We start from the raw sequence: 20,054 nt of genomic DNA, 5'->3' as shown, positions 1-20,054 counted from the left end.
ATGACAGCCGATGTCGACTGTTTCACCCAGCAGCCTTCGGACAAACAGGGGGGCGAGGGAGCTTGCTCCCGCTTGAGTGCGAAGCGCTCACGGAAGGGGCCGCTTCGCAGCCCAGCGGGAGCAAGCTCCCTCGCCACAGGTTCTTTGAATGCGCAGCAGTGCCCGGGGCTTTCGCCGGCGCTCACGTTGTTGTTTTCCGTGACCTGCGCACTGGCCGTCGCCAATGTCTACTTCGCCCAGCCCTTGCTCGCTTCAATGGCCGAGAGCCTGGGCGTCGCGCCAGGATTGATCGGGGTGGTGGTGACGGCCACTCAGGTGGGTTACGCGCTGGGGTTATTGTTCATCGTCCCGCTGGGGGACAGAGTCAACCGTAAACGACTGGTTTGCGCGCAATTGGTGTTGTCCGCGCTTGTGCTGGCGGCCGTCGGTGCAGCCCAGCATTGGTTGGCTTTGCTGGGGGCGATGATCGTGATGGGCTTGCTGGCGGTGGTTGTCCAAGTGCTGGTGGCCTATGCCGCCGTGCTGTCCACGCCCTCCCAGCGGGGGCAGGCCGTGGGAACCGTCACCAGCGGCGTTGTCCTGGGTATTCTCCTGGCGCGGTTTACCTCTGGAGTGATCGCCGATCTGGCGGGCTGGCGCGGGGTTTATTTCGTTTCCGCGGGATTGATGCTGACCATCGCGGCAGTGTTTTGGGCGGTGGTGCCTGCCGCCGTGTCGTCACCAGACCGGCAGCCTTACCTGGCGCTTATCCGGTCGCTGTTCAAACTGTTCATGACCGAGCCGGTGCTACGGATCAGGGGGCTGCTGGCCTTGCTGATCTTTGCCGCGTTTTCGGTGTTATGGACCGCCATGGTGCTGCCGCTGAGTGCCGCGCCGCTGGCGCTTTCACACACGGCCATCGGCCTGTTTGGCCTGGCCGGCGTCGCCGGGGCCCTGGCAGCCAGAAGGGCCGGCCGGTGGGCGGATCAAGGCTTCGGACAACGCGTTACCGGCTGGTCGCTGGGGCTGCTGATGCTCTCCTGGCTGCCCATCACGTTTACCGAGACCTCCCTGATCGCACTGGTGTGCGGCGTGGTATTGCTCGACTTCGCGGTACAAGCCGTGCATGTCACTAATCAGAGCTTGATCTTCGCTGCACGGCCCGACGCCCAAAGTCGCATGGTCGGTGCTTATATGTGCTTCTACTCGGTGGGCAGCGCACTGGGCGCGGCGGCCGCGACCCAGGTTTATGCGCTGTGGGGCTGGATGGCGGTCAGCCTGCTAGGCGCCTTGATCAGCTTCGCCGCGCTGGCGGTGTGGAGGCTCTCGCTTCATTGCGGCCACTGCTCAAGCAGGATCGAGACAAACTTCTCCGCAGCCGGGGAAAGCGATGCGCCCCGGCGGTAGACCAGGCCCAGCGAGCGGTTTACCACCGGCTCGATCAGCGGCACGCTGACCAGCGTTGGATGATCCCCGGCCGGCATCGCCAGGCTGGGCATCGCCGACACGCCGAGGCCAGCCTCGACCAGTCCCAGCGACGTCGACAAGTGCTGCACTTCGTAAAACCACTGCGGGCGCCAGCTCAGGCCCGACAGTGCGTGGTCCAGCAGCATGCGGTTGCCGCTCAGGCGACCGACGCCGATCAGCCGATAATCACTGAGTTCCGACCAGGTAACCGCACTGCGTTCAGCCAGTTCATGATCGCGCCGGCAGGCCAGCACAAAGGGTTCGTTGACCAGGGGCACGAACTCGATGTCCGGGTGCTGGCCGCTCATCATGTTGATGCCGAAGTCGGCTTCACCACGCAGTACCGCTTCGAGTCCTTCGTTGGCGCTGAGGTCGAGCAGGCGGATGCGGATTTTCGGGTAGCGCTCGTTATAGAGGCGAATCACCGAAGGCAGGAAATAGAACGCCGCCGTGGGGATGCAAGCCAAGGTCACCCGGCCGATCTGCCGCTCCGCCAGCTCGCGGATGTTGAGAATCGAGTCATCGAAATCATCCAGCAGGCGCCGCGCCTTGGGCAGGAAATCACGGCCGACACTCGTCAGGCTGACCTTGCGGGTCGTGCGATCGAGCAAAGCGGTACCCAGACCCTCTTCGAGTTTTTTCATCCGTCGGCTCAGGGCCGGTTGTGACAGGTGCAGCGCATCGGCGGCTTCGTGGAAACTGCCCAATTCGGCGATTTTCACGAAAGATCGTATGTCCTGGAGTTCATATTCCATGTTCTACCTCACCGGAGAGGGGGATGCGCGGTGTAAATCATCGTAAAGTAATTCATTTGTGAAACGCAATAATCTCTCTGATCTTTGCATTGGAAACACTTTTCAAATTTTGCCACTCTTGTGTCCAGAGCATCAATTATCAAGATTGATCAACAAGAGTTAGTGATCATGCAGCGAATTCCTTGTGTGCTAATGCGCGGCGGTACGTCCAAAGGCCCGGTGTTTCTCGCCTGGGATCTGCCGGTCGCCATCGCCGAACGTGACGAGCTGCTGCTCAACCTGATGGGTTCCGGCCACGAGCTGGAAATCGACGGTATCGGTGGCGGCAGCCCACAAACCAGCAAAGTGGCGATCGTCAGCCCATCGCTGCACCCTGACGCGGATGTCGATTATTTGTTCGTCCAGGTCATGGTTTCCCAGCGTCGGGTCGATACCGCCCCCAACTGCGGCAACATGCTCTGCGCCGTCGGCCCCTTTGCCATCGAGCAGGGGCTGGTCAAGCCTTCCGGCGATCTGACCCGGGTGCGTATTCGCAACCTCAACACCGGGACTTTCGTGAATGCCCACGTGCAAACCCCGGAAGGCAAGGTCAGCTATGAAGGCGACACCGCCATCGACGGCGTGCCTGGCACAGCCGCTCCGGTACAGTTGACGTTTCTCGATGCGGCGGGCAGCAAGACGGGGAAACTCTTCCCGACCGGGCAGACCCAGGACCTGATCGACGGTATCCCGGTGACCTGCATCGACATGGCGATGCCGATGGTGATCGTTCAAGCCAGTCAGCTCGGCAAGCGCGGCGATGAAAGCCCCGCTGAGCTGGACGCCGATAAAGCCTTCCTGCAGCGGCTGGAGTCCCTGCGTCTGAAAGCCGGCCTGGCCATGGGCTTGGGTGATGTCAGTGACAAGGTCATTCCCAAACCGGTGCTGGTGTCTCCGGCCAAGTCTGGCGGGACGGTCCAGGTGCGTTATTTCATGCCGCATAACTGTCACCGCGCCCTGGCAATCACCGGCTCCATAGGCTTGGCCACCGCGTGTGTGACCGAAGGCAGCGTCGTCGCACAGTTGCTTCGCACCGTCAGCGAGCCGCGCTTGCAACAGGTTCGGATTGAGCACCCAAGCGGCGGTATCGATGTCGTACTGTCCTACACCGGTGAAAAGGGTGAGACCATCCGGGCCTCGGTGGTGCGTACCGCGCGCCGGCTTTTCTCAGGTTACGTCTACGCCACTGCGTCCCAACGGTTGGCCGGATAGCCTAGGCAGCCAGGGTCTTTTGCATCAGAACAATTCTAAAAATGGGTGATGCCATGAAAGTTGTTAAATCGCTCTACTTCCAGATCATCTGCGCTGTGCTGCTGGGCGTGGTCGTCGGGCATTTCTGGTCGCAACAGGCGATTGCCTTGAAGCCGCTGGGTGATGCCTTCATCAAGTTGATCAAGATGATGATCGCGCCGGTGGTGTTCTGCACCATTGTCACCGGTATCGCCGGCATGAGCGACAAGCGCTCGCTGGGACGTTTGTTGAGCAAGACCATGCTGTTGTTCCTGGCGCTGACGGTGATCAGCCTGATCATCGGCCTGGTGTCGGTCTACCTGTTCAAGCCCGGCGCGGGCATGAACATCGACCCGACCCAGTTGAACACCCAAGGATTGTCGCAGTACACCGAATCCGCCGCGAAACTGAGTGTGGTGGATTTCTTCATGCACATCATTCCCGACACCTTCATCGGCGCTTTCAATAAAGGCGAGGTGCTGCCGGTGCTGTTTATCGCGGTGCTCTGCGGTTTTGCCCTGTCGTCCCTGGGCGAGCGCGGCAAGCCTGTGCTGGAGGTACTGGAGTCAGCTTCGCACATGGTGTTCAAGATTTTCTCCTACCTGATGCGTTTCGCTCCGATTGGCGCTTTCGGGGCCTTGGCCTTCACGGTGGGGCAGTACGGCATCACGTCGCTGGGCTCGCTGGCCAAGCTGATCATGACCTTGTATATCGCCTGCGCCTTCTTCGTCTTCGTGGTGTTGGGCAGCCTTTGCCGCGCCCACGGTTTCAGCCTGTGGAAGCTGCTGCGTTATCTGCGTGAAGAATTCCTGGTGGTGCTGGGCACGTCCTCGACCGAACCGGTAATGCCGCGGATGTTGGAAAAACTCCAGGCCCTGGGTTGCAAGAAAGGGGTCGTGGGGCTGGTGCTGCCGACGGGCTACTCGTTCAACCTCGACGGCACGGCGATCTATCTGTCGCTGGCGGCGATCTTCATTGCCCAGGCCTGCAACATCGACCTGACGCTGACCCAGGTCATCACCATGCTGGCGATCATGCTGCTGTCGTCAAAGGGTGCCGCGGGTGTGACCGGCAGTGGGTTTGTCGCCCTGGCCTCGACCTTGACGGTCATCCACGATATTCCCCTGGCGGGCCTGGCCCTGTTGATCGGGATCGACCGGTTCATGTCCGAAGCGCGGGCGTTGACCAGCCTGGCGAGCAACGCCGTTGCGACCGTGGTGATCTCCCTTTCGGAGAATGCCTGCGACCGCGAAGTCCTGTTGCGGACCCTGGATGGCAAACCGGCCCTGACGCAGACCTCGGCAACGGACTCTACCTGGGACGACACGAAGGTCGCCAAACACATCTAGCCGCTCGCGGCTGACTCGACGGCACCACATCCGCTCACTCACTACCTGCGCCAGGCACTTTTGCGTGTTGCCTGGCGGGTTGGGGGGCGTGCGCCTGAATGTCAGCCAAGCTACTCATAACAACAAGAGAACTGACATATGCTCGCTTTACTTGGCTTGGCCATGGTGGTGGTCTTCACCTTCCTGATAATGACCAAACGGTTGTCACCGATCGTCGCCCTGACGGTGGTCCCCATCGTTTTTGCCGTGCTCGGCGGCTTTGGCGGGACCACCGGCAAGATGATGTTGGACGGCCTGAAAATGGTCGCGCCGTCGGCGGCACTGTTGTTGTTCGCGATCCTGTTTTTCGGCCTGATGATCGACGCCGGTCTGTTCGACCCGTTGATCCGCAAGATCCTCAAGCGGGTCAATGGTGACCCGATGAAGATCGCCGTGGGCACTGCGCTGCTGTCGCTGTTGGTGGCGCTGGACGGTGACGGCACGACGACTTACATGATCACCTGTGCCGCGATGTTGCCGCTGTACAAACGCATCGGCATGAATCCGATGATCCTGGCGACTGTTTCCATGCTCTCCTTGAGCATCATGAGCGGCATGACCCCTTGGGGCGGCCCGGCGACCCGCGCGATCGCAGCGTTGGGCCTGGATGCCGGTGAGTATTTCGTGCCGTTGCTGCCGACCATGATCGGCGGTGCGATGTGGGTGGTGTTCACGGCCTTCCTGCTGGGCCGTGCCGAGCGCAAGCGCATCGGCAACGTCCAGCTGCAAAGCGGTGGCGGTGACTGCTACATCAACGCGATCATCGAGGACACGCCGCACAAGCGTCCGAAGCTGGCCTACGTCAACCTGCTGCTGGTGATTGCGGTGATGGTTGCGCTGGTGATGGGGCTGATGCACTCGGCGATCCTGTTCCTGATCGGTTTCGTCCTGGCGCTGATGATCAACTATCCGCAACTGGATATTCAGAAGGAGCGCATTCTCGCCCATTCGGGCAACGCCATGACCGTGGTCCTGCTGGTGTTTGCCGCGGGCATCTTCGCCGGGATTTTCTCCGGGACGAAAATGGTCGATGCGTTGGCACAAACCCTGGTCGACTGGATTCCGCCTTCCTGGGGCCATCTCTTCCCGCTGGTGGTGGCGATTACCAGCATGCCGTTGACCTTCGTATTGTCCAACGATGCCTACTACTTCGGGGTCGTGCCGATCCTGGCCAATGCCGCTGCCGCCTATGGCATTGATCCGGTCGAAATTGCCCGGGCGTCCATTCTCGGCCAGCCGGTGCACCTGATGAGCCCACTGGTGGCCTCGACGCTGTTGCTGGTGGGTATGGTCGACCGCGACTTGGGCGACTTCCAGAAAGCCACCGTCAAGTGGGCGGTGCTCACGTCCCTGGTGATTACCGCGTTGGCCCTGTTGACCGGGGCACTGACGCTGTTTTCCTGATTCACCCGACAACCTTGTTTTCCTGCCTGACACGCCCCCTGCAAATGGGGGTGAGAAGGCCTGCACGTCCAATAACAACAACGAGTAGCCAGACATGACCATTTTGCTGACCCGCGGGGCTTTGTTTCCAATCCTTGGCCTGTTGCCCCTGGCCTCGGCCAGCGCCGAAGGTTTCATCGACGACAGCAAGCTGAAGCTGCAATTGCGCAACGTCTACTTCAACGAAAATTTCCGCGATGAGCACGGGATGAGCACGCGGGCGGCAAGGACAGCCAAGAGTGAGCGCACCGAATGGGCCCAGGGCTTCCTGCTGGATTACCAGTCAGGCTTTACACCGGGCACCCTCGGCTTCGGGGTCGATGCCCTGGGCCTGCTCGGGGTCAAGCTCGATTCCGGGCGTGGCCGCAGCGGCACCGGCCTGCTGCCGGTGCATGACGACGGTCGCGCCGCCGATGAGTTCGCCAGCGCGGGCATGACCGCCAAGGCCAGGATAGCCAAGACCACACTCAAATATGGCACCTTGCTGCCCAAGACTCCGGTGCTGGTCTACAACGATGCACGGCTGTTGCCCCAGACTTACCAGGGCGCTCAGATCAGTAGCACTGACATCGACAACCTCACCGTCACTGGCGGGTATCTGGAGCGTTTCAAGCTGCGCGATTCGAGCGACAGCATGCCCATTGTGCCCGATGGCTATGGCGGCGATAAGTCCGGTGATTTCAGTTATGCCGGTGCCGACTACAAGTTGGGCAAAAACATCCGCCTGAGCTATTTCTATGGCGAGCTGGAGAATTTCTATCGACAGAACTTTGTTGGCATCCAGCATGATCTGCCCCTGGGCGCCGGGGTATTGACCAGCGACCTGCGCTACTTCAACAGCGTCGATTCGGGTTCGGCCTACGGCGGCAAGATCGACAACGACATGCTCAGCGGGTCGCTGTCCTACGCCGTTGTCGGCCACACACTGAGCGCCGGCTATCAAACCCTCAGCGGCGAGGCGGGCCTGCCTTATGTCAGCGGCGCCACGGTGTACTCCTTCAGCAACGTCGGGATCGGCAAGTTCATCGAGGAAGACGAGAAGACCTGGATGCTCGGTTATGGCTACGACTTCGCTCGCCTCGGTGTGCCTGGCCTGACATTTTCCACCCGCTACCTGAGCGGTAACGACGGCAAGTCCAACACCACGGTCAAAGAGTGGGAACGTGACGCAGAGATCGCCTACGTGGTGCAGCAGGGTACGTTCAAGGGGCTGGGGGTGAAGTTGCGCAACTACGTCTATCGCTCGGACTTTTCCCGTGGCCGTGACAGCAATCGTATCTACTTCAGCTACGACATCGCGCTTTGGTAGGTCATGCAGTTCACCTAAGAAACAACGATGGACCTGTGGCGAGGGAGCTTGCTCCCGCTCGGCTGCGAAGCGGTCGTGAACCGGCGGGTGCGGTGTGTCTGTGTTACGCGTTCGGCAGGTTTTGGGGTCGCTTCGCGACCCAGCGGGAGCAAGCTCCCTCGCCACGGTTTTCTCAGTGGCCCCGCGCTCATCACGGTGGCCCGGTTCGATTCTTTGCGACATCATTGCGTCAATTTTCTTTGGGGCAATGCCCGTCGAGGCCGCTATGGATCGCAACCGAGACCGACGTAACAACCTTTCCCTGGATGGCCTGAATTTCTTCCTCGCGGATGTGCGTGATGGGTTGGGTCCTTACCTGGCAATCTACCTGCTGGCGGTGCATCGCTGGGACCCGGCCAGCATTGGCGTGGTGATGACAGTGGCGGCCATGGCCGGGCTCGTCGCCCAGGCGCCCGCAGGTGCGTTGATCGACCGGGTGCGCAGCAAGCGTGCCGTGGTGGCTGTGGCGGCCTTGGCAGTGACGCTGGGATGCCTGGTGCTGCCGTTCACCTCGTCCTTTGGCCTGGTGGCGTTGACCCAGGCCATCGGCGCCGTGGCAGCGTCAGTCTTCGCGCCGGCCATTGCGGCCATCTCTCTGGGCATTACCGGTGCCCGGGCCTTTACGCGGCGCACTGGGCGCAACGAGACGTTCAATCACGCGGGCAATGCCTGCGCTGCGCTGCTGGCGGGTGGGTTTGCCTGGTTGTTCGGTCCCATCGCGGTGTTCTACCTGATGGCCGCCATGGCATTGGCCAGCATCGTCGCGGTCAGTTGCGTGTCCGCCGAGGCCATCGACCATGACGTGGCCCGAGGCCTGGAGGCGGGGCAGTTGGTCCACGGCCCTGTACCCTCGACGCTGCGGGTCCTGCTGGATAACCGTACGCTGTTGTTGTTCGCCATTTGCTGTGGGCTGTTCCACCTGGCGAACGCGGCGATGCTCCCGCTGGTCAGCCAGAAGCTCGCCCAGGCCAATGTGCACCTGGCCACGCCGTTGACGTCGGCCTGTATCGTCGCGGCGCAACTGGTCATGGTGCCCATGGCCTGGCTGGTCGGCGTCAAGGCCGATGCCTGGGGACGCAAGCCGTTGTTGCTGGCCGGCTTCCTGATCCTGCCCATACGAGGTGTGTTGTACGTGCTCTCGAATGACCCCTATTGGTTGGTGGCGGTGCAGTTGCTCGATGGGATCGGTGCCGGGCTGTTTGGCGCGTTGTTTCCCTTGGTGGTCAAGGACCTTACCCAGGGCACCGGGCGTTTCAACGTCAGCCTCGGGGTGTTGTCGACGGTGTTCGGGGTCGGCGCGGCGTTGAGTAACAGCCTGGCCGGCTTTGTGGTGCAAGGGGCTGGCTACAGCGCGGCATTCCTGACCCTGGCGGCGATTGCCGCGCTGGCATTCGGCCTGTTGCTGGCGATGCCTGAGACCTTCAGGCCAAGCCGCGTGACCCAGGCAGACACCCTTGCAGTGCCTGACGGCGGGGTCGCCTAGGTCCCGGGCCTTTGGCGCAAGGCCCGGGTGTGCGCTCAAACGATATCGTCGATCAGGATGTGGTGCTGTCCGCGGCTGCATCGTTCGATCCGCGCCTCGACCTTGTAGACCTTGCGAAGCATCGACTCGGTAATTACCTCAGCGCTCGGGCCGCTGCCCTGGGCGGTGCCGTCGGCAACCACCAGCACCTGATCGGCAAAGCGCAGCGCTTGGTTCAGGTCGTGGATGGCGATGAATACAATGACTTCGCGCTTGCGCGCCAGGGCACGCATGAAGCCCAGCACCTGGACCTGCCGGTGCATGTCCAGGGCGCTGGTCGGTTCATCCATCAACAGGATTTCCGGTTCGCGCACCAGGGTCTGGGCGATCGACACCAGTTGCTGCTGTCCGCCGCTGAGCTCTCCGAGATTACGGAACGACAACTCAGTGATGCCCAGCGCGGCGAGAATGTCGTCCACCAGCTTCAATTCATCATCATGGACGACCCAGCCCGGTGTGAGCTGCTTGCGCGCCAGCAGCACCGACTCGTACACCGTCAACCGGGCGCTGGCGTTCAAGCCCTGGGGCATGTAGCTGATGCCCTGCGGTCCCTTTTTCGAGCCCTCCAGGACCACCTGTCCGGGGCCGTCGATCAACCCGGCCATGCGCTTGAACAAGGTGGATTTGCCCGCCGCGTTGGGGCCGACCACCGCCACCACCTGGCCGCCGACAAAAGCTGCCGTGGTCACGCCGTGAATGACCGTGCGCTGGCCATAGCGAGCTCCGAGGTTCTCCAGCCGGATCGTTACCATGAGTTTTTCTTCCCGCCGAGAATCAAGGAAATGAAGAAGGGCACGCCGATCAGCGACGTGACCACGCCGATGGGGAAAATGGCCCCAGGGATCAGGGTTTTGCTGATCACCGAACTGGCGGACAGAATCAATGCGCCGGTCAACAAGGACGCCGGCAGGAAGAACCGTTGGTCTTCACCGATCAGCATCCGCGCGATGTGCGGGCCGACCAGGCCGATGAAGCCGATCGTGCCGACAAACGCCACCGGGAACGAGGCGAGCAGGCTGACCATGATCAGCGTCTGAAAGCGCAGGCCGCGCACGTTGATGCCGAAACTCGCGGCCTTGTCGTCCCCCAGCCGCAGAGCGGTCAAGGCCCAGGCGCGCCGGGCGAAAATCGGCAGAGTGACGAGGATCACCAGGCAGATCACCCCCAGCTTGGGCCAGGTGGCTTTGGTCAGGCTGCCCATCGTCCAGAACACCACGGCGGCCACGGCTTGTTCGGTGGCGAAGAATTGCACCAGTGCCAGCAACGCGTTGAAGGTGAACACCAGGGCGATGCCGAGCAGCACGATAGTCTCGGCGGTGACGCCGCGGCGCAGGCTCAGGAAGTGGATCAGCAACGCCGACAGCATGGCCATGATGAACGCGTTCACCGGCACCATGTACTGCGCCGCCAACGGGAACAAGACCACGCCAAACGCCAGCCCCATGGCCGCACCGAAACTGGCGGCGGCGGAAATGCCCAAGGTGAACGGGCTGGCCAGCGGGTTGTTGAGGATCGTCTGCATCTGCGCGCCGGCCAGTGACAACGCGGCGCCGACCGCAACGGCCATCAGCGCCACGGGCAGGCGGATGTCCCACATCACCACGCGGACCTGGGGCGATGCGCTCTCCGGTGAAAACAGCGCGCCGAGTACTTCGTCGAGGCTGTAGCGTGCCGGCCCGAGAGCCAGGTCGAGCAGGACGCTGCAGATCAGCAACAGCGTGAGCCCCCCGAGAATGAGCCGCTTGCGCAGCACCAGGCGCCGGTAGGTGTCACGCTGCATGACCAGGGTTTCGTTCAACGAAGTCATGGCTGGTCCTCAGTCTGGCGCAGGCTGACGGCGTAACCCGGCTCATAAGGGACCGGCAGGAACTGCTCGTGCAATTGGCGGAACGAGGCGTCCGGGTCCAGGTCGGCGAACAACGTCGGGTGAAACCACTTGGCCAATTGCTGGATGGCCACGAACTGATAGGGGCTGTTGTAGAACTGATGCCAAATGGCGTGGAACGCCTGGTCGTCCTGGGCCTTGATGCCGGCGTAGGCCGGCCGCTGGGTGTACCACGCCAATTTTTTCCTGGCTTGGGCCATGTCCGCCCCGGGGCCGACGCCGACCCAATGGCCACCGGGTGCAAAGGCTTCCCAGTTGGCACTGGTGACTACCACCTGCGCTGGGTTGGCGATCACTACTTGCTCGGCGTTCAACTGGCCGAACGTGGTGGGGATGATGCCTTTGGCGATGTTGTCGCCACCGGCCATTTCGACGAACAGGCCGAAGTTCTCGTTGCCGAAGCTCAGGCAACAATCATCGGTGTATCCGCCGATGCGTTCGATGAAGACCTTTGGCCGGGCAGGGTGGCGCGCTTCAATGAGGTCGGTGACCCGTCGAATCTGTTGGTTGCGAAAATCGATGAAGGCTTCGGCACGGGCTTGCTTGCCGAACAGTTGGCCGAACAGGCGCATGGTCGGCTCGGTGTTCTGCATCGGGTTGTTGCGAAAGTCCACGTAGACCACCGGGATGCCCAAGGCGTCGAGCTTCTCGATGTAGCGCGCATCCTCGGTGGCGTGCTGGGCTTCGATATTGAGGATGATCACGTCCGGGCGCTGGGAGATGGCCTGTTCGATGTCAAAGGTGCCGTCCTCGAACCCGCCGAAGGTCGGGATCTTGGCAATGTCGGGAAATTTGCGCAGGTAGGCGCCGTAGGTGTCCGGGTCTGACTGGATCAGGTCCTTGCGCCAACCGACGATGCGTTCGATGGGATTTTGCGTGTCCAGCGCCGCCACCAGATACAACTGGCGGCCTTCGCCGAGGATCACCCGCCTGACGGGGAGGTGGACCTTGACCTGGCGCCCGAGCAGGTCGGTCACGCTGCCCAGGGCTGGATCCGCATCGGCGGCCAAGGCATTGCGGGGCGTCAGTGAGAGAAACGACACACCGAGCAGCCCGGCGAACAGCAGGGCGGCGAGGGTGTGAGGGCGGCGAAAAACAGTAACCATGGTTCAGGCCTTTACAAAAGCCGGGCCGGACAACGGCGCAAGTCGCCGCCCCGACCCGCAGGTTTCAGAAATCAACGGTGGCGGATAACAACAGCGTGCGCGGTGCGCCTTGGGAAAACGCGCCATAGGACGCGACCCCTGACCAGTAGGCACGGTCAAAGACGTTCTGCACCGTGGCGCGAAATGTCGTGGGCCGCTCGGCAATGCGTGTGGCATAGCGGGCACCGACATCGAAGCGGGTCCAGGCATCCAGCTCCTGGGTGTTGGCCTGGTCGACGTACTGGCTGGCGGTGTAGATCGCGCCGCTGGTCAGGGTCAGCCCAGCGATGCCCGGGGTGTCCCACTCGGCCCAGAGGTTGGCCTGGACCTTGGGCACGCCCACCGGTGTATTGCCGCGGTTGGCGGCCACGCTGGTGCGGGTCAGTTCCCCGTCGAGTAGCGTCACGCCACCGAGCAGGCGCGTGCCCCGGGCAATCTCGCCGGACAGGTTCAGTTCCACGCCACGGTTGCGTTGCTGGGCCTGGACCGAAAACACCCTGGACGACAATTCGCCGCTGGGTTTCTTGATCTGGAACAGCGCCAGGGTGGCCATGAAGCGGTCGTAGTCGAGCTTGACCCCGATCTCCTGCTGGCGGGAGATGTAGGGAGAAAAAATTTCTTCGGCGTTCGTGGCGGCAGCCGGCGCGATGTCGCCCTTGCTCAGGCCTTCGATGTAGTTGTAGTACAGCGCGACATGGTCCCAGGGCTTGGCGACGATACCGAGCAGTGGGGTGGTCTTGCTTTTGTCGTAGGACGGGGTGGCAACGATGGTGTTGTAGTTGTCCGACTGGATGTTTTGCCGGCGCAACCCGAGGGTGATCTGCAGGCGCTCATTGAGTACCGACAAGGTGTCGGCCAGGGCGACGCCCGACAGCTCGCTTTCGGAGATTTTTGGCGTGTGAGGTTCGGCGATGTTGGGCCTGGGCCGGTCGACCGGGTGATAGATGTTCGAGAGGATGGTGGGGCCGGAAATAATGCCCCGGGACAACTCATCGCGATAACGGCTGACTTGCAGCACCGCGCGGTGGTTGACCGGCCCGGTGTCGAAGCCCAGGCGCGCGCCGGCGTCGACGGTGTAGCGCTGGACGTTGAATTTGTAATAACCGGGAACCGATGACGTGTCGCCGGCGGCGTTGATGATGGTCGGGGTCTGGTCGGACATGCGCTCGACCTCGGATTTTCCGCCGCCGGCGTGGGCAAACAGGGTCAGATGGTCGCTGAGGTCGTACGCGCCACTCAGTAACGCCGATTTGTCCCGGGCCCGGGAGCGCCCCCAGTCCTGGCTGACACTGGTGCGGCCGTTGGCGGCGGAGGGGATTTGCACGCCAGGGTCGATCAGGAAAGGGCGGGAGGCGGCGTCGAATTTTTCATCCTGGCTGATCAGGTCCAGGGTCATGCGCAGGCGATCCCCTTGGTAGTCCAGGGACATGGCGCCGGTACCGACGTCCCGGGACTGCTTGTCGATGGCCGTATCACCCTGCTGCAGGCTACCGTTGAGCCTGATCCCGAACCGGCGTTCTTCACCAAAGCGCCGACTGACGTCGAGGTGGCCGCCCAGTTGCGAGTTCGTGGCGTAGCGGCTGGTGAATCGGGTCAGGTCCTCGTCGAGGGCGCGCTTGGGGACCACGTTGATCACACCGCCCACGGCGCTGTTGGGCGACATGCCGTACAGCAGCGCGGCGGGGCCCTTGACCAGTTCGATGCGCTCGGCGTAATCGGTGAACACCCGGTAATTGGACGCCACGCCATACACACCGTCGAAAGCCAACTCACCGAGGTTGCCTTCCCCCAGCGGAAAACCGCGGATAAAGAACGAGTCGACGATGCCGCCCGCCTGGCCCGTGGAGCGCACCGAAGCATCGCGTTCCAGCAAGTCGCCCACCGTGGTCGCCTGTTGATCCCTGATCATCGTCGAGGTGTAGCTGCTGATGCTGAACGGCGCCTCCATCACATCGGTGTTGCCCAGCAGGCCGAGGCGTGCGCCGCGGGCGACCTGGCCGTTGGCGTCGGTAGGTGGCAGGTCGGTGCTGCTTCTGCCCGTGGCGTCGACGCTGATCTGCGGCAGGGACACCCGGCGCAGCACCAGTGTGTAGCTGCCATCGTCGCGGGCAACCATCTCCACGCCGCTGTCGGCCAGTAGCTGGGTGAGTGCTTGTGCTGCCGGATAAGTGCCGGAAAGTCCCGGGCTGACCAGGCCCTCAGTGATCGAAGGCTGGAACGACAAGGCAATGCCGGCGGTTATCGCAAAGCTCGACAGGGCAGGGCCGAGCGGCCCCGGGGCGATCTCATAGGCGCGGGGGGCGACGGCTTCCAGTTGCGCGGGCACGGTGGCGAAGGCGAACGACCCGGTGACCGTGCTCAACGCAAGGCCCAACAGCACACTGCGCATGACGGGTTTGGATGGACGATCCGGACGCAGGGGCCGTGCAACGAGCATGGATGGATGACCCTATGGACGAGATGAAATGGTTATTCCTTTCTTTGCCAGTTGAGATCAAAAAAAGTATCACCCGAGCAGCAAATATTTTTTGTGGGGTCAGGCCGGGGAGAGCGTCACCCAGTAACCGCTCAAATGACCGGTGACCAGGACCGGGTAGGTTTGCACCAGCATGTTGAGCGTGCGCTGGGTATCGCTGATGGGAAAAGCGCCGGACACCCGCAGCTCGGCAATGGACGGGTCGCACCGCACGAAGCCCCGGCGATAGCGCGCCAGTTCGACGACAAAATCCGCCAGGCGCATCCTGTCGGCCATCAGCATGCCTTGGGTCCAGGCGCTGGCGTTGCGATCGGTCGGGGTCAACGGGCCGAAGGCCTGGGACGAGAAGTCGGTGCGCTGTCCGGCGTTGACGATGAGCGGCGCGGCCTGGCGAGCCTCGGCCAATTCAATCCGCACCGCACCTTCGAGTACCGCCAGATGGGTGCGCGATGGCAATTGGCGCACGATGAACCGCGTACCCAGGGCCTGCATCCGGCCCTCGCGGGTGCTGACCAGGAACGGTCGGGCCTGTGGTGAGGCATCCGGCGCGGTCTGCACCAGGACTTCCCCTTCGCGCACATGGAGGAGCCGTTGGCGGGTGTCGAACAGCACGTCGATGGCCGTGCCGGTATTGAGGGTGAGGTGAGAGCCGTCGGCCAAGGTCAACTCGCGGCGCTCGCCGATGGCGGTGCGGTAATCGGCGGACCATTGCTGCGATTGCGCCAGTTTCCAGCTGCCCCAACCGACAGGCACCGCTGCCAGCAGCAACGCCAGTTTGCCAAGGGCCGCGCGTCGTTCGGGGCTGCTTGGGCGATCCAGCGCCGACATCGCTAACGCTCGTGGCAAGCCGCCGAGCTTGCTTTGCAGCAATTGCGCACGAGACCAGGCCCGACCGCGCTCGGGGCTGCTGGCCCTCCAGCATTCCCATTCGGCGCGCTCGGTGTCACTGAGGTCGCTTTCGCTCAAGCGCATCAGCCATTCGGCGGCTTCTTCGAGGACCTTGGGGTCGAGCGGCGGCTCACGGCGACGGGTGAGCATTCATTCCACCAGCATCAAGCACTGCACGAATGCCTGCTTCATGTAGCGCTTGACCGTGATCAGCGAGACGTTCAGCTGTTGGGCGATGTCGTCGTATTTCAGGCCGCCGATCTGCGACAGCAGGAATGCCCGTTTGACCGGCGCCGGGAGGGTGTCGAGCATGGCGTCGATTTCGTGCAGGGTTTCCAGCACCAGAAAGCGCAACTCAGGGGACGGCACTTCCTGGGCCGGCAGATGCGCGAGCGCCTCCAGGTAGGCACGTTCCAGGGCCTTGCGCTGATACCAGTTGATGAGAATGCCCTTGGCCACGCAGCTCAGGTAGGCCCGGGGCTGATCAATGGCCGTGACTTGGGAGGCGAGAATGCGCGTGAAGGTGTCTTGCGCCAGGTCCGCCGCATCCATGGCATTGCCCAGTTTCTTCTTCAGCGTGGCGTACAGCCAGCTGTGATGGCCGGCGTACAGATCTTCGATCACGCGCAGATGCTGGTCGTTGTTCGCGGGCAGGATTTCGCTCATGGCTGCGTTTTTTTGCAATTGAGAAGTATTCCCAATGCTAAAGGACAACTTGCCCGCGACGCAAGCGGCATTCAGCAACCCTGTTTCAGCCACGCGCAAGGCCCTCGGGCCTATAACGCAATGCAATGATGGGGATCAGCGCCAGCACATAGGCCAGGCAAACGAACAGGTAGGTGTATTGCAACCCGTAGACCTGGCTGAGCAATCCACCGATCGAAATGCCCGCGATCGAAGCGAATTGCGTGGTGCCCTGGGCAATGCCCAGCACGTGGCCTTGTCGTGAGCTGTCGGCGGATTTCGAGATGAGGGCCATCAGCACTGGCGTGGTGGCACCCAGCAGCACGCCCCAGATGAAGTAGGCAATGACAAATACGATGACGTTGCGCGTGATCCCCGCCAGGGCGGTCAAGACGACACAACCGAGCACGATGTAGAGGATGCGCTGCAAGGTTTGCTGTTGGGTATGGTGCTCGAAATAGCGCGACCAGGCCGTGGCCGACAGAATGAAACCCAGCGCCAGCAAGCCGTAGCACAGGCCGACGAGCGAGTTGCTGACGACGAATACCGCGCTCACATACAAGGAGAATGATGTTTGCGGCAGCATCCGCGCCAACAGCAGAATGCCCATGACGCATAACAACGACAGCAACGACGATCCTTGCCAGATACTGTCGGTACGGCTCTTCGCTGCCGGGGCCTGGCTCGCCGAGGACCTCTTCACTGGCGGCACATCCGGCAAGGCCACGGCGGCCACCACCGTGCACACTGCGCACAACACCGAGGCGGTGAGGTTGATCCAGAAGAACGTGGCGTAGTCGAGGATCAGCCCCCCGACTATTGCGCCGAGCAATGAGCCGACATTGGTGGATATTTGCAGAATCGCGAACAGCCTCGCTCGCCGCGATGGGGCTTCGATACTGACGCCGTAGGCCTGCGCCGGGGCGATGTATCCGGCAAAGGCGCCCTGCAAGAAGCGCAGGACCAGAATGATCCAGATATCGCTGCACAGCGCCAGCCCGAGCTGGGTCAGCGACAAGCCTGCCAGGGCGCGGATCATCATCCACTTATGGCCGTAGCGATCACCGATACGGCCCCAAAAGGTGCTGGTCAGCATGATGCCCAGCATCGGCCCGACATACACGGCAATGCTGGCGAAGCTGAAAACCGACGCCGACGACGTCAGCCCGCGCAGGTGAACCGGCCAAAATGGCCCGCTCATTTCCATCGCGCCCATCGAGATGAGCTGGATCGCGAACAGAAGATAAATCAGGACTCTGACGCTCGAACCCTGGACGACACCTGTGTGGGACATGATCAGCCTCGGTGGTTAAACGCCAGCAAGCGGGTAGGGTAGCGTGTGCTGCTGGCGATGACAGGGTCGGCAAGATGCCCGGCTGCACGAGAGGTTGCAAGGTGTCGATACCGCAGCAGCGTCGGTATGCGCGAGTGCTTTGGCGCAGTCTGAAAAAATAATCCCCGGGAGGTGATACTTTTCCGCAGGTCGACTGGCAATAGGAGTGATTACCATTTTCTCTCGTTGAAAAGGATCCTTAAGCCATGTCTGTTGCACGTCGACCTTGTGGTGAGTCTGCGTTATCCGTCGCGATTCGTAGCGCCACGCTGAGTTTCATTCTGGTCGCAGGAAGCGCCACCGCCTGGGCGGCAACCCCCGAACAGGCGCCTGCCGCCGATAAGACCCTGGACGCCTCCAAGGACAACGGCCAAGGCTTGACCCTTGACGCCACCACCATCAGCGGCACCCACAACGACCCAGGTGCACTGCCGCCCGTGTTGGCCGGTGGTCAAGTGGCGCGCGGCGCACGCTTGGGGATGATGGGCAACAAGGACGTGATGGACACGCCGTTCAGCGTGACCAGCTACACCGCCAAGACCCTGGCCGACCTGCAAACCGTGACCGTGGCCGACGCCCTGCAACGAGACCCTTCGGTGCGCTCGACGGGCCAGGTGGGCGGCATCGTCGATTCGTTTTTCATCCGTGGTTTTCCCATCGGCGAGGGTAACCTCGGCGAGTTGGCCTACGACGGCGTATACGGCGTGGCACCCAACTACCGGGTGTTCACCGACTACGCCGAACGGGTCGAAGTGCTCAAGGGACCGGGGGCGCTGATGTACGGCATGTCTCCGAACAGCGGGGTGGGCGGGGTGATCAATATCGTTCCCAAGCGTCCGTTGGACGAAGACCTGACGCGCTTTACCGGCAGCTACGCGTCCGACTCCCAAGTGGGCGGGCACCTGGATGTCAGCCGTCGATTCGGCTCGGAAAACCAGTTTGGCGTGCGCTTCAACGGCAGCCTCCAGGGTGGCGACACGGCCATCGACGACCAGGAACGCGAACTTGGTATCGGAGCTATCGCCCTGGATTATCGGGGCGAGCGTTTGCGCTTGAACCTCGACTTCATCAGCCAAAAAGAAAACTTTGACGGTGCCTCGCGGCCCTTCACCGTCGCGCGTGGCGTTGAAATTCCATCCGCCCCCAACGGTCGTACCAATGCATCACAGAAATGGGGCTGGTCGGACACCAAGGAGCAATCGGCGTTGCTGGGTGGCGAATACGACTTGACGGACGCGGTCACGGTGTTTGCCCACGCCGGTGGCGGTCGTTCGGACGTCAAGCGAATGTCCGACCAAGTGCCAGATATCATCAATAGTGCAGGCGATATCACCAACAGGCCGGGGTACTACAAATTCAATGTGGACCGTTCGACAGCCGACGTGGGGATCCGCGGGATATTCGATACCGGCCCTGTCAGCCACACGACCACGCTGATGGCGAGCACTTATCAGGATGAGCTGTCCCGGGGCATCAACCGGGGGGCAGATATCCCCTCGAACATTTATCACCCGGTGGACGTGCCCAAGCCGACCATCAATGCACCCAGGGTGTCACGGGTTTCCGAGTCGCAATTGTCCGGTTTCGCCTTGACCGACACATTGTCGGTACTGGATGACCGTCTGCAACTGTCCCTGGGGTTGCGCCGGCAGAAGGTCGAATCACGCAATTACAGCGAGACGGGTTCGGTCAGTTCCCGTTATGACGACAGTGCCACGACCCCGATGGTCGGCGTGGTGGTCAAACCCTGGGAGGACGTGTCGCTGTACTACAACTATGTCGAAGGGCTGAGTAAAGGTGACGTTGCGCCAGCCAACGCGAACAATTCTCTAGAAACATTCGCACCTTATGAATCCAAGCAGCACGAGATGGGCGTCAAGTACGAGCACGGCACGTTCATGACCACCTTGGCGCTGTTCCAGATCGAGAAGCCCAGTGGCGAACTCGGTGCGAACAATGTTTTCTCGGTGCAGGCCGAACAGCGCAACCGTGGCGTGGAACTGAGCGTGTTCGGCGAAGTGGCCCCCGGCACCCGTTTGATGGGTGGCGTGACATTGCTCGATGGTGAGCTGACGGATTCCGCCACAGCGGCCAACCGTGGCAATAAGCCGGTGGGCGTGCCAGACGTGCAAGCCAACCTGTGGGCCGAATGGGACACCCCGTGGGTGGAAGGCTTTACCCTCACCAGTGGCGCGATCTACACCAGCAGCCAATACGTGAACCAGGCCAACACCCAGGAGCTGGATGCCTGGACCCGTTTCGATGCGGGCGCTCGCTACGCCACCAAGATCGAAGGTCGACCGACGACTTTCCGAGCCACGGTCCAAAATGTCTTTGACCGCGAATACTGGTCGGGTGTCGCCTCGTATGGGGCGTTCTCTCCAGGCTCTCCGCGCACATTGCAACTCTCGGCCACGGTCGATTTCTAAGAAGCGGGCAAGGGTGGCTCAAACCAAGGGCCACCCCCCTCGT

Annotated in this window: 15 protein-coding genes; 7 read left to right on the top strand and 8 right to left on the bottom strand. The window is 62.1% G+C overall.

Annotation, left to right across the window (positions count from 1 at the left end; all coding sequences use genetic code 11):
- Entirely contained in the window at positions 1-1,386 is a 1,386-nt protein-coding gene (locus BM300_RS01405) for an MFS transporter (RefSeq protein ID WP_256575779.1), read from the top strand.
- On the opposite strand, the gene BM300_RS01400 is transcribed toward BM300_RS01405, so the two are convergent.
- Positions 1,311-2,201, bottom strand: coding sequence for a LysR family transcriptional regulator (locus BM300_RS01400; RefSeq protein ID WP_003200706.1), 891 nt, complete (start codon positions 2,199-2,201; stop codon positions 1,311-1,313). The genes BM300_RS01405 and BM300_RS01400 overlap by 76 nt on opposite strands.
- Positions 2,202-2,369: 168 nt before the next feature.
- On the opposite strand from BM300_RS01400, the gene BM300_RS01395 reads away from it, so the two are divergent.
- From BM300_RS01395 to BM300_RS01375, 5 genes are all read left to right on the top strand, one after another.
- Positions 2,370-3,452: a 4-oxalomesaconate tautomerase gene (locus BM300_RS01395; RefSeq protein ID WP_092344667.1), complete on the top strand. Its 1,083-nt coding sequence runs from the start codon at positions 2,370-2,372 to the stop codon at positions 3,450-3,452.
- Positions 3,453-3,493: 41 nt separating this feature from the next.
- Entirely contained in the window at positions 3,494-4,819 is a 1,326-nt protein-coding gene (locus BM300_RS01390) for a dicarboxylate/amino acid:cation symporter (protein WP_092461776.1), read from the top strand.
- A 138-nt stretch (positions 4,820-4,957) separates the two neighbouring features.
- A complete protein-coding gene (locus BM300_RS01385) occupies positions 4,958-6,262 on the top strand; it encodes a CitMHS family transporter (protein WP_092142151.1) in 1,305 nt (434 codons plus the stop codon).
- Positions 6,263-6,356: 94 nt separating this feature from the next.
- Positions 6,357-7,610, top strand: coding sequence for an OprD family porin (locus BM300_RS01380; RefSeq protein WP_092461774.1), 1,254 nt, complete (start codon positions 6,357-6,359; stop codon positions 7,608-7,610).
- Between the two features lie 265 nt (positions 7,611-7,875).
- Positions 7,876-9,132, top strand: a complete 1,257-nt coding sequence (locus tag BM300_RS01375; protein WP_092461772.1) for an MFS transporter — start codon at positions 7,876-7,878, stop codon at positions 9,130-9,132.
- A 35-nt stretch (positions 9,133-9,167) separates the two neighbouring features.
- Here BM300_RS01375 and BM300_RS01370 read toward each other — a convergent pair whose 3' ends face one another.
- The 7 genes from BM300_RS01370 to BM300_RS01340 all read right to left on the bottom strand — a co-directional run bounded on the left by BM300_RS01370 (position 9,168) and on the right by BM300_RS01340 (position 17,543).
- Entirely contained in the window at positions 9,168-9,923 is a 756-nt protein-coding gene (locus BM300_RS01370) for an ABC transporter ATP-binding protein (protein ID WP_092412074.1), read from the bottom strand.
- Positions 9,917-10,978: a FecCD family ABC transporter permease gene (locus tag BM300_RS01365; protein ID WP_092461770.1), complete on the bottom strand. Its 1,062-nt coding sequence runs from the start codon at positions 10,976-10,978 to the stop codon at positions 9,917-9,919. Before BM300_RS01365 ends, BM300_RS01370 begins: the two co-directional genes overlap by 7 nt.
- Positions 10,975-12,162: an ABC transporter substrate-binding protein gene (locus BM300_RS01360; RefSeq protein WP_092461769.1), complete on the bottom strand. Its 1,188-nt coding sequence runs from the start codon at positions 12,160-12,162 to the stop codon at positions 10,975-10,977. Before BM300_RS01360 ends, BM300_RS01365 begins: the two co-directional genes overlap by 4 nt.
- Positions 12,163-12,226: 64 nt before the next feature.
- A complete protein-coding gene (locus BM300_RS01355) occupies positions 12,227-14,638 on the bottom strand; it encodes a TonB-dependent receptor (protein WP_092461767.1) in 2,412 nt (803 codons plus the stop codon).
- A 99-nt stretch (positions 14,639-14,737) separates the two neighbouring features.
- The gene (locus BM300_RS01350) at positions 14,738-15,715 is read right to left on the bottom strand and encodes a FecR domain-containing protein (protein WP_092461765.1); all 978 of its coding nucleotides are present in this window, start codon (positions 15,713-15,715) and stop codon (positions 14,738-14,740) included.
- The gene (locus BM300_RS01345; protein ID WP_092221772.1) at positions 15,716-16,231 is read right to left on the bottom strand and encodes a sigma-70 family RNA polymerase sigma factor; all 516 of its coding nucleotides are present in this window, start codon (positions 16,229-16,231) and stop codon (positions 15,716-15,718) included. It abuts the gene before it with no gap.
- 85 nt (positions 16,232-16,316) lie between these two features.
- Positions 16,317-17,543, bottom strand: a complete 1,227-nt coding sequence (locus BM300_RS01340; protein ID WP_092142124.1) for an MFS transporter — start codon at positions 17,541-17,543, stop codon at positions 16,317-16,319.
- Positions 17,544-17,788: 245 nt separating this feature from the next.
- Here BM300_RS01340 and BM300_RS01335 point away from each other — a divergent pair, with 245 nt between their 5' ends.
- Positions 17,789-20,011 carry a TonB-dependent receptor gene (locus BM300_RS01335; protein ID WP_092142121.1) on the top strand — a complete coding sequence of 741 codons (2,223 nt, stop codon included), beginning with the start codon at positions 17,789-17,791 and terminating at the stop codon, positions 20,009-20,011.
- The last annotated feature ends 43 nt before the right edge of the window (positions 20,012-20,054 follow it).

The sequence above is a fragment of the Pseudomonas sp. NFACC46-3 genome, assembly GCF_900114515.1.
GTDB classification, from domain to species: domain Bacteria; phylum Pseudomonadota; class Gammaproteobacteria; order Pseudomonadales; family Pseudomonadaceae; genus Aquipseudomonas; species Aquipseudomonas fluorescens_Q.
This window is presented reverse-complemented; position numbering and strand designations above follow the sequence as displayed.

Bases quoted from the DNA above. Each gene is read 5' to 3' on its own strand.
- BM300_RS01385 (WP_092142151.1), top strand. From the start codon at position 4,958: ATGCTCGCTTTACTTGGCTTGGCCATGGTGGTGGTCTTCACCTTCCTG.
- BM300_RS01370 (WP_092412074.1), bottom strand. From the start codon at position 9,923: ATGGTAACGATCCGGCTGGAGAACCTCGGAGCTCGCTATGGCCAGCGC.
- BM300_RS01345 (WP_092221772.1), bottom strand. From the start codon at position 16,231: ATGAGCGAAATCCTGCCCGCGAACAACGACCAGCATCTGCGCGTGATC.
- BM300_RS01380 (WP_092461774.1), top strand. From the start codon at position 6,357: ATGACCATTTTGCTGACCCGCGGGGCTTTGTTTCCAATCCTTGGCCTG.
- BM300_RS01395 (WP_092344667.1), top strand. From the start codon at position 2,370: ATGCAGCGAATTCCTTGTGTGCTAATGCGCGGCGGTACGTCCAAAGGC.
- BM300_RS01365 (WP_092461770.1), bottom strand. From the start codon at position 10,978: ATGACTTCGTTGAACGAAACCCTGGTCATGCAGCGTGACACCTACCGG.
- BM300_RS01355 (WP_092461767.1), bottom strand. From the start codon at position 14,638: ATGCTCGTTGCACGGCCCCTGCGTCCGGATCGTCCATCCAAACCCGTC.
- BM300_RS01400 (WP_003200706.1), bottom strand. From the start codon at position 2,201: ATGGAATATGAACTCCAGGACATACGATCTTTCGTGAAAATCGCCGAA.
- BM300_RS01335 (WP_092142121.1), top strand. From the start codon at position 17,789: ATGTCTGTTGCACGTCGACCTTGTGGTGAGTCTGCGTTATCCGTCGCG.
- BM300_RS01340 (WP_092142124.1), bottom strand. From the start codon at position 17,543: ATGTCCCACACAGGTGTCGTCCAGGGTTCGAGCGTCAGAGTCCTGATT.
- BM300_RS01350 (WP_092461765.1), bottom strand. From the start codon at position 15,715: ATGCTCACCCGTCGCCGTGAGCCGCCGCTCGACCCCAAGGTCCTCGAA.
- BM300_RS01390 (WP_092461776.1), top strand. From the start codon at position 3,494: ATGGGTGATGCCATGAAAGTTGTTAAATCGCTCTACTTCCAGATCATC.
- BM300_RS01375 (WP_092461772.1), top strand. From the start codon at position 7,876: ATGGATCGCAACCGAGACCGACGTAACAACCTTTCCCTGGATGGCCTG.
- BM300_RS01405 (WP_256575779.1), top strand. From the start codon at position 1: ATGACAGCCGATGTCGACTGTTTCACCCAGCAGCCTTCGGACAAACAG.
- BM300_RS01360 (WP_092461769.1), bottom strand. From the start codon at position 12,162: ATGGTTACTGTTTTTCGCCGCCCTCACACCCTCGCCGCCCTGCTGTTC.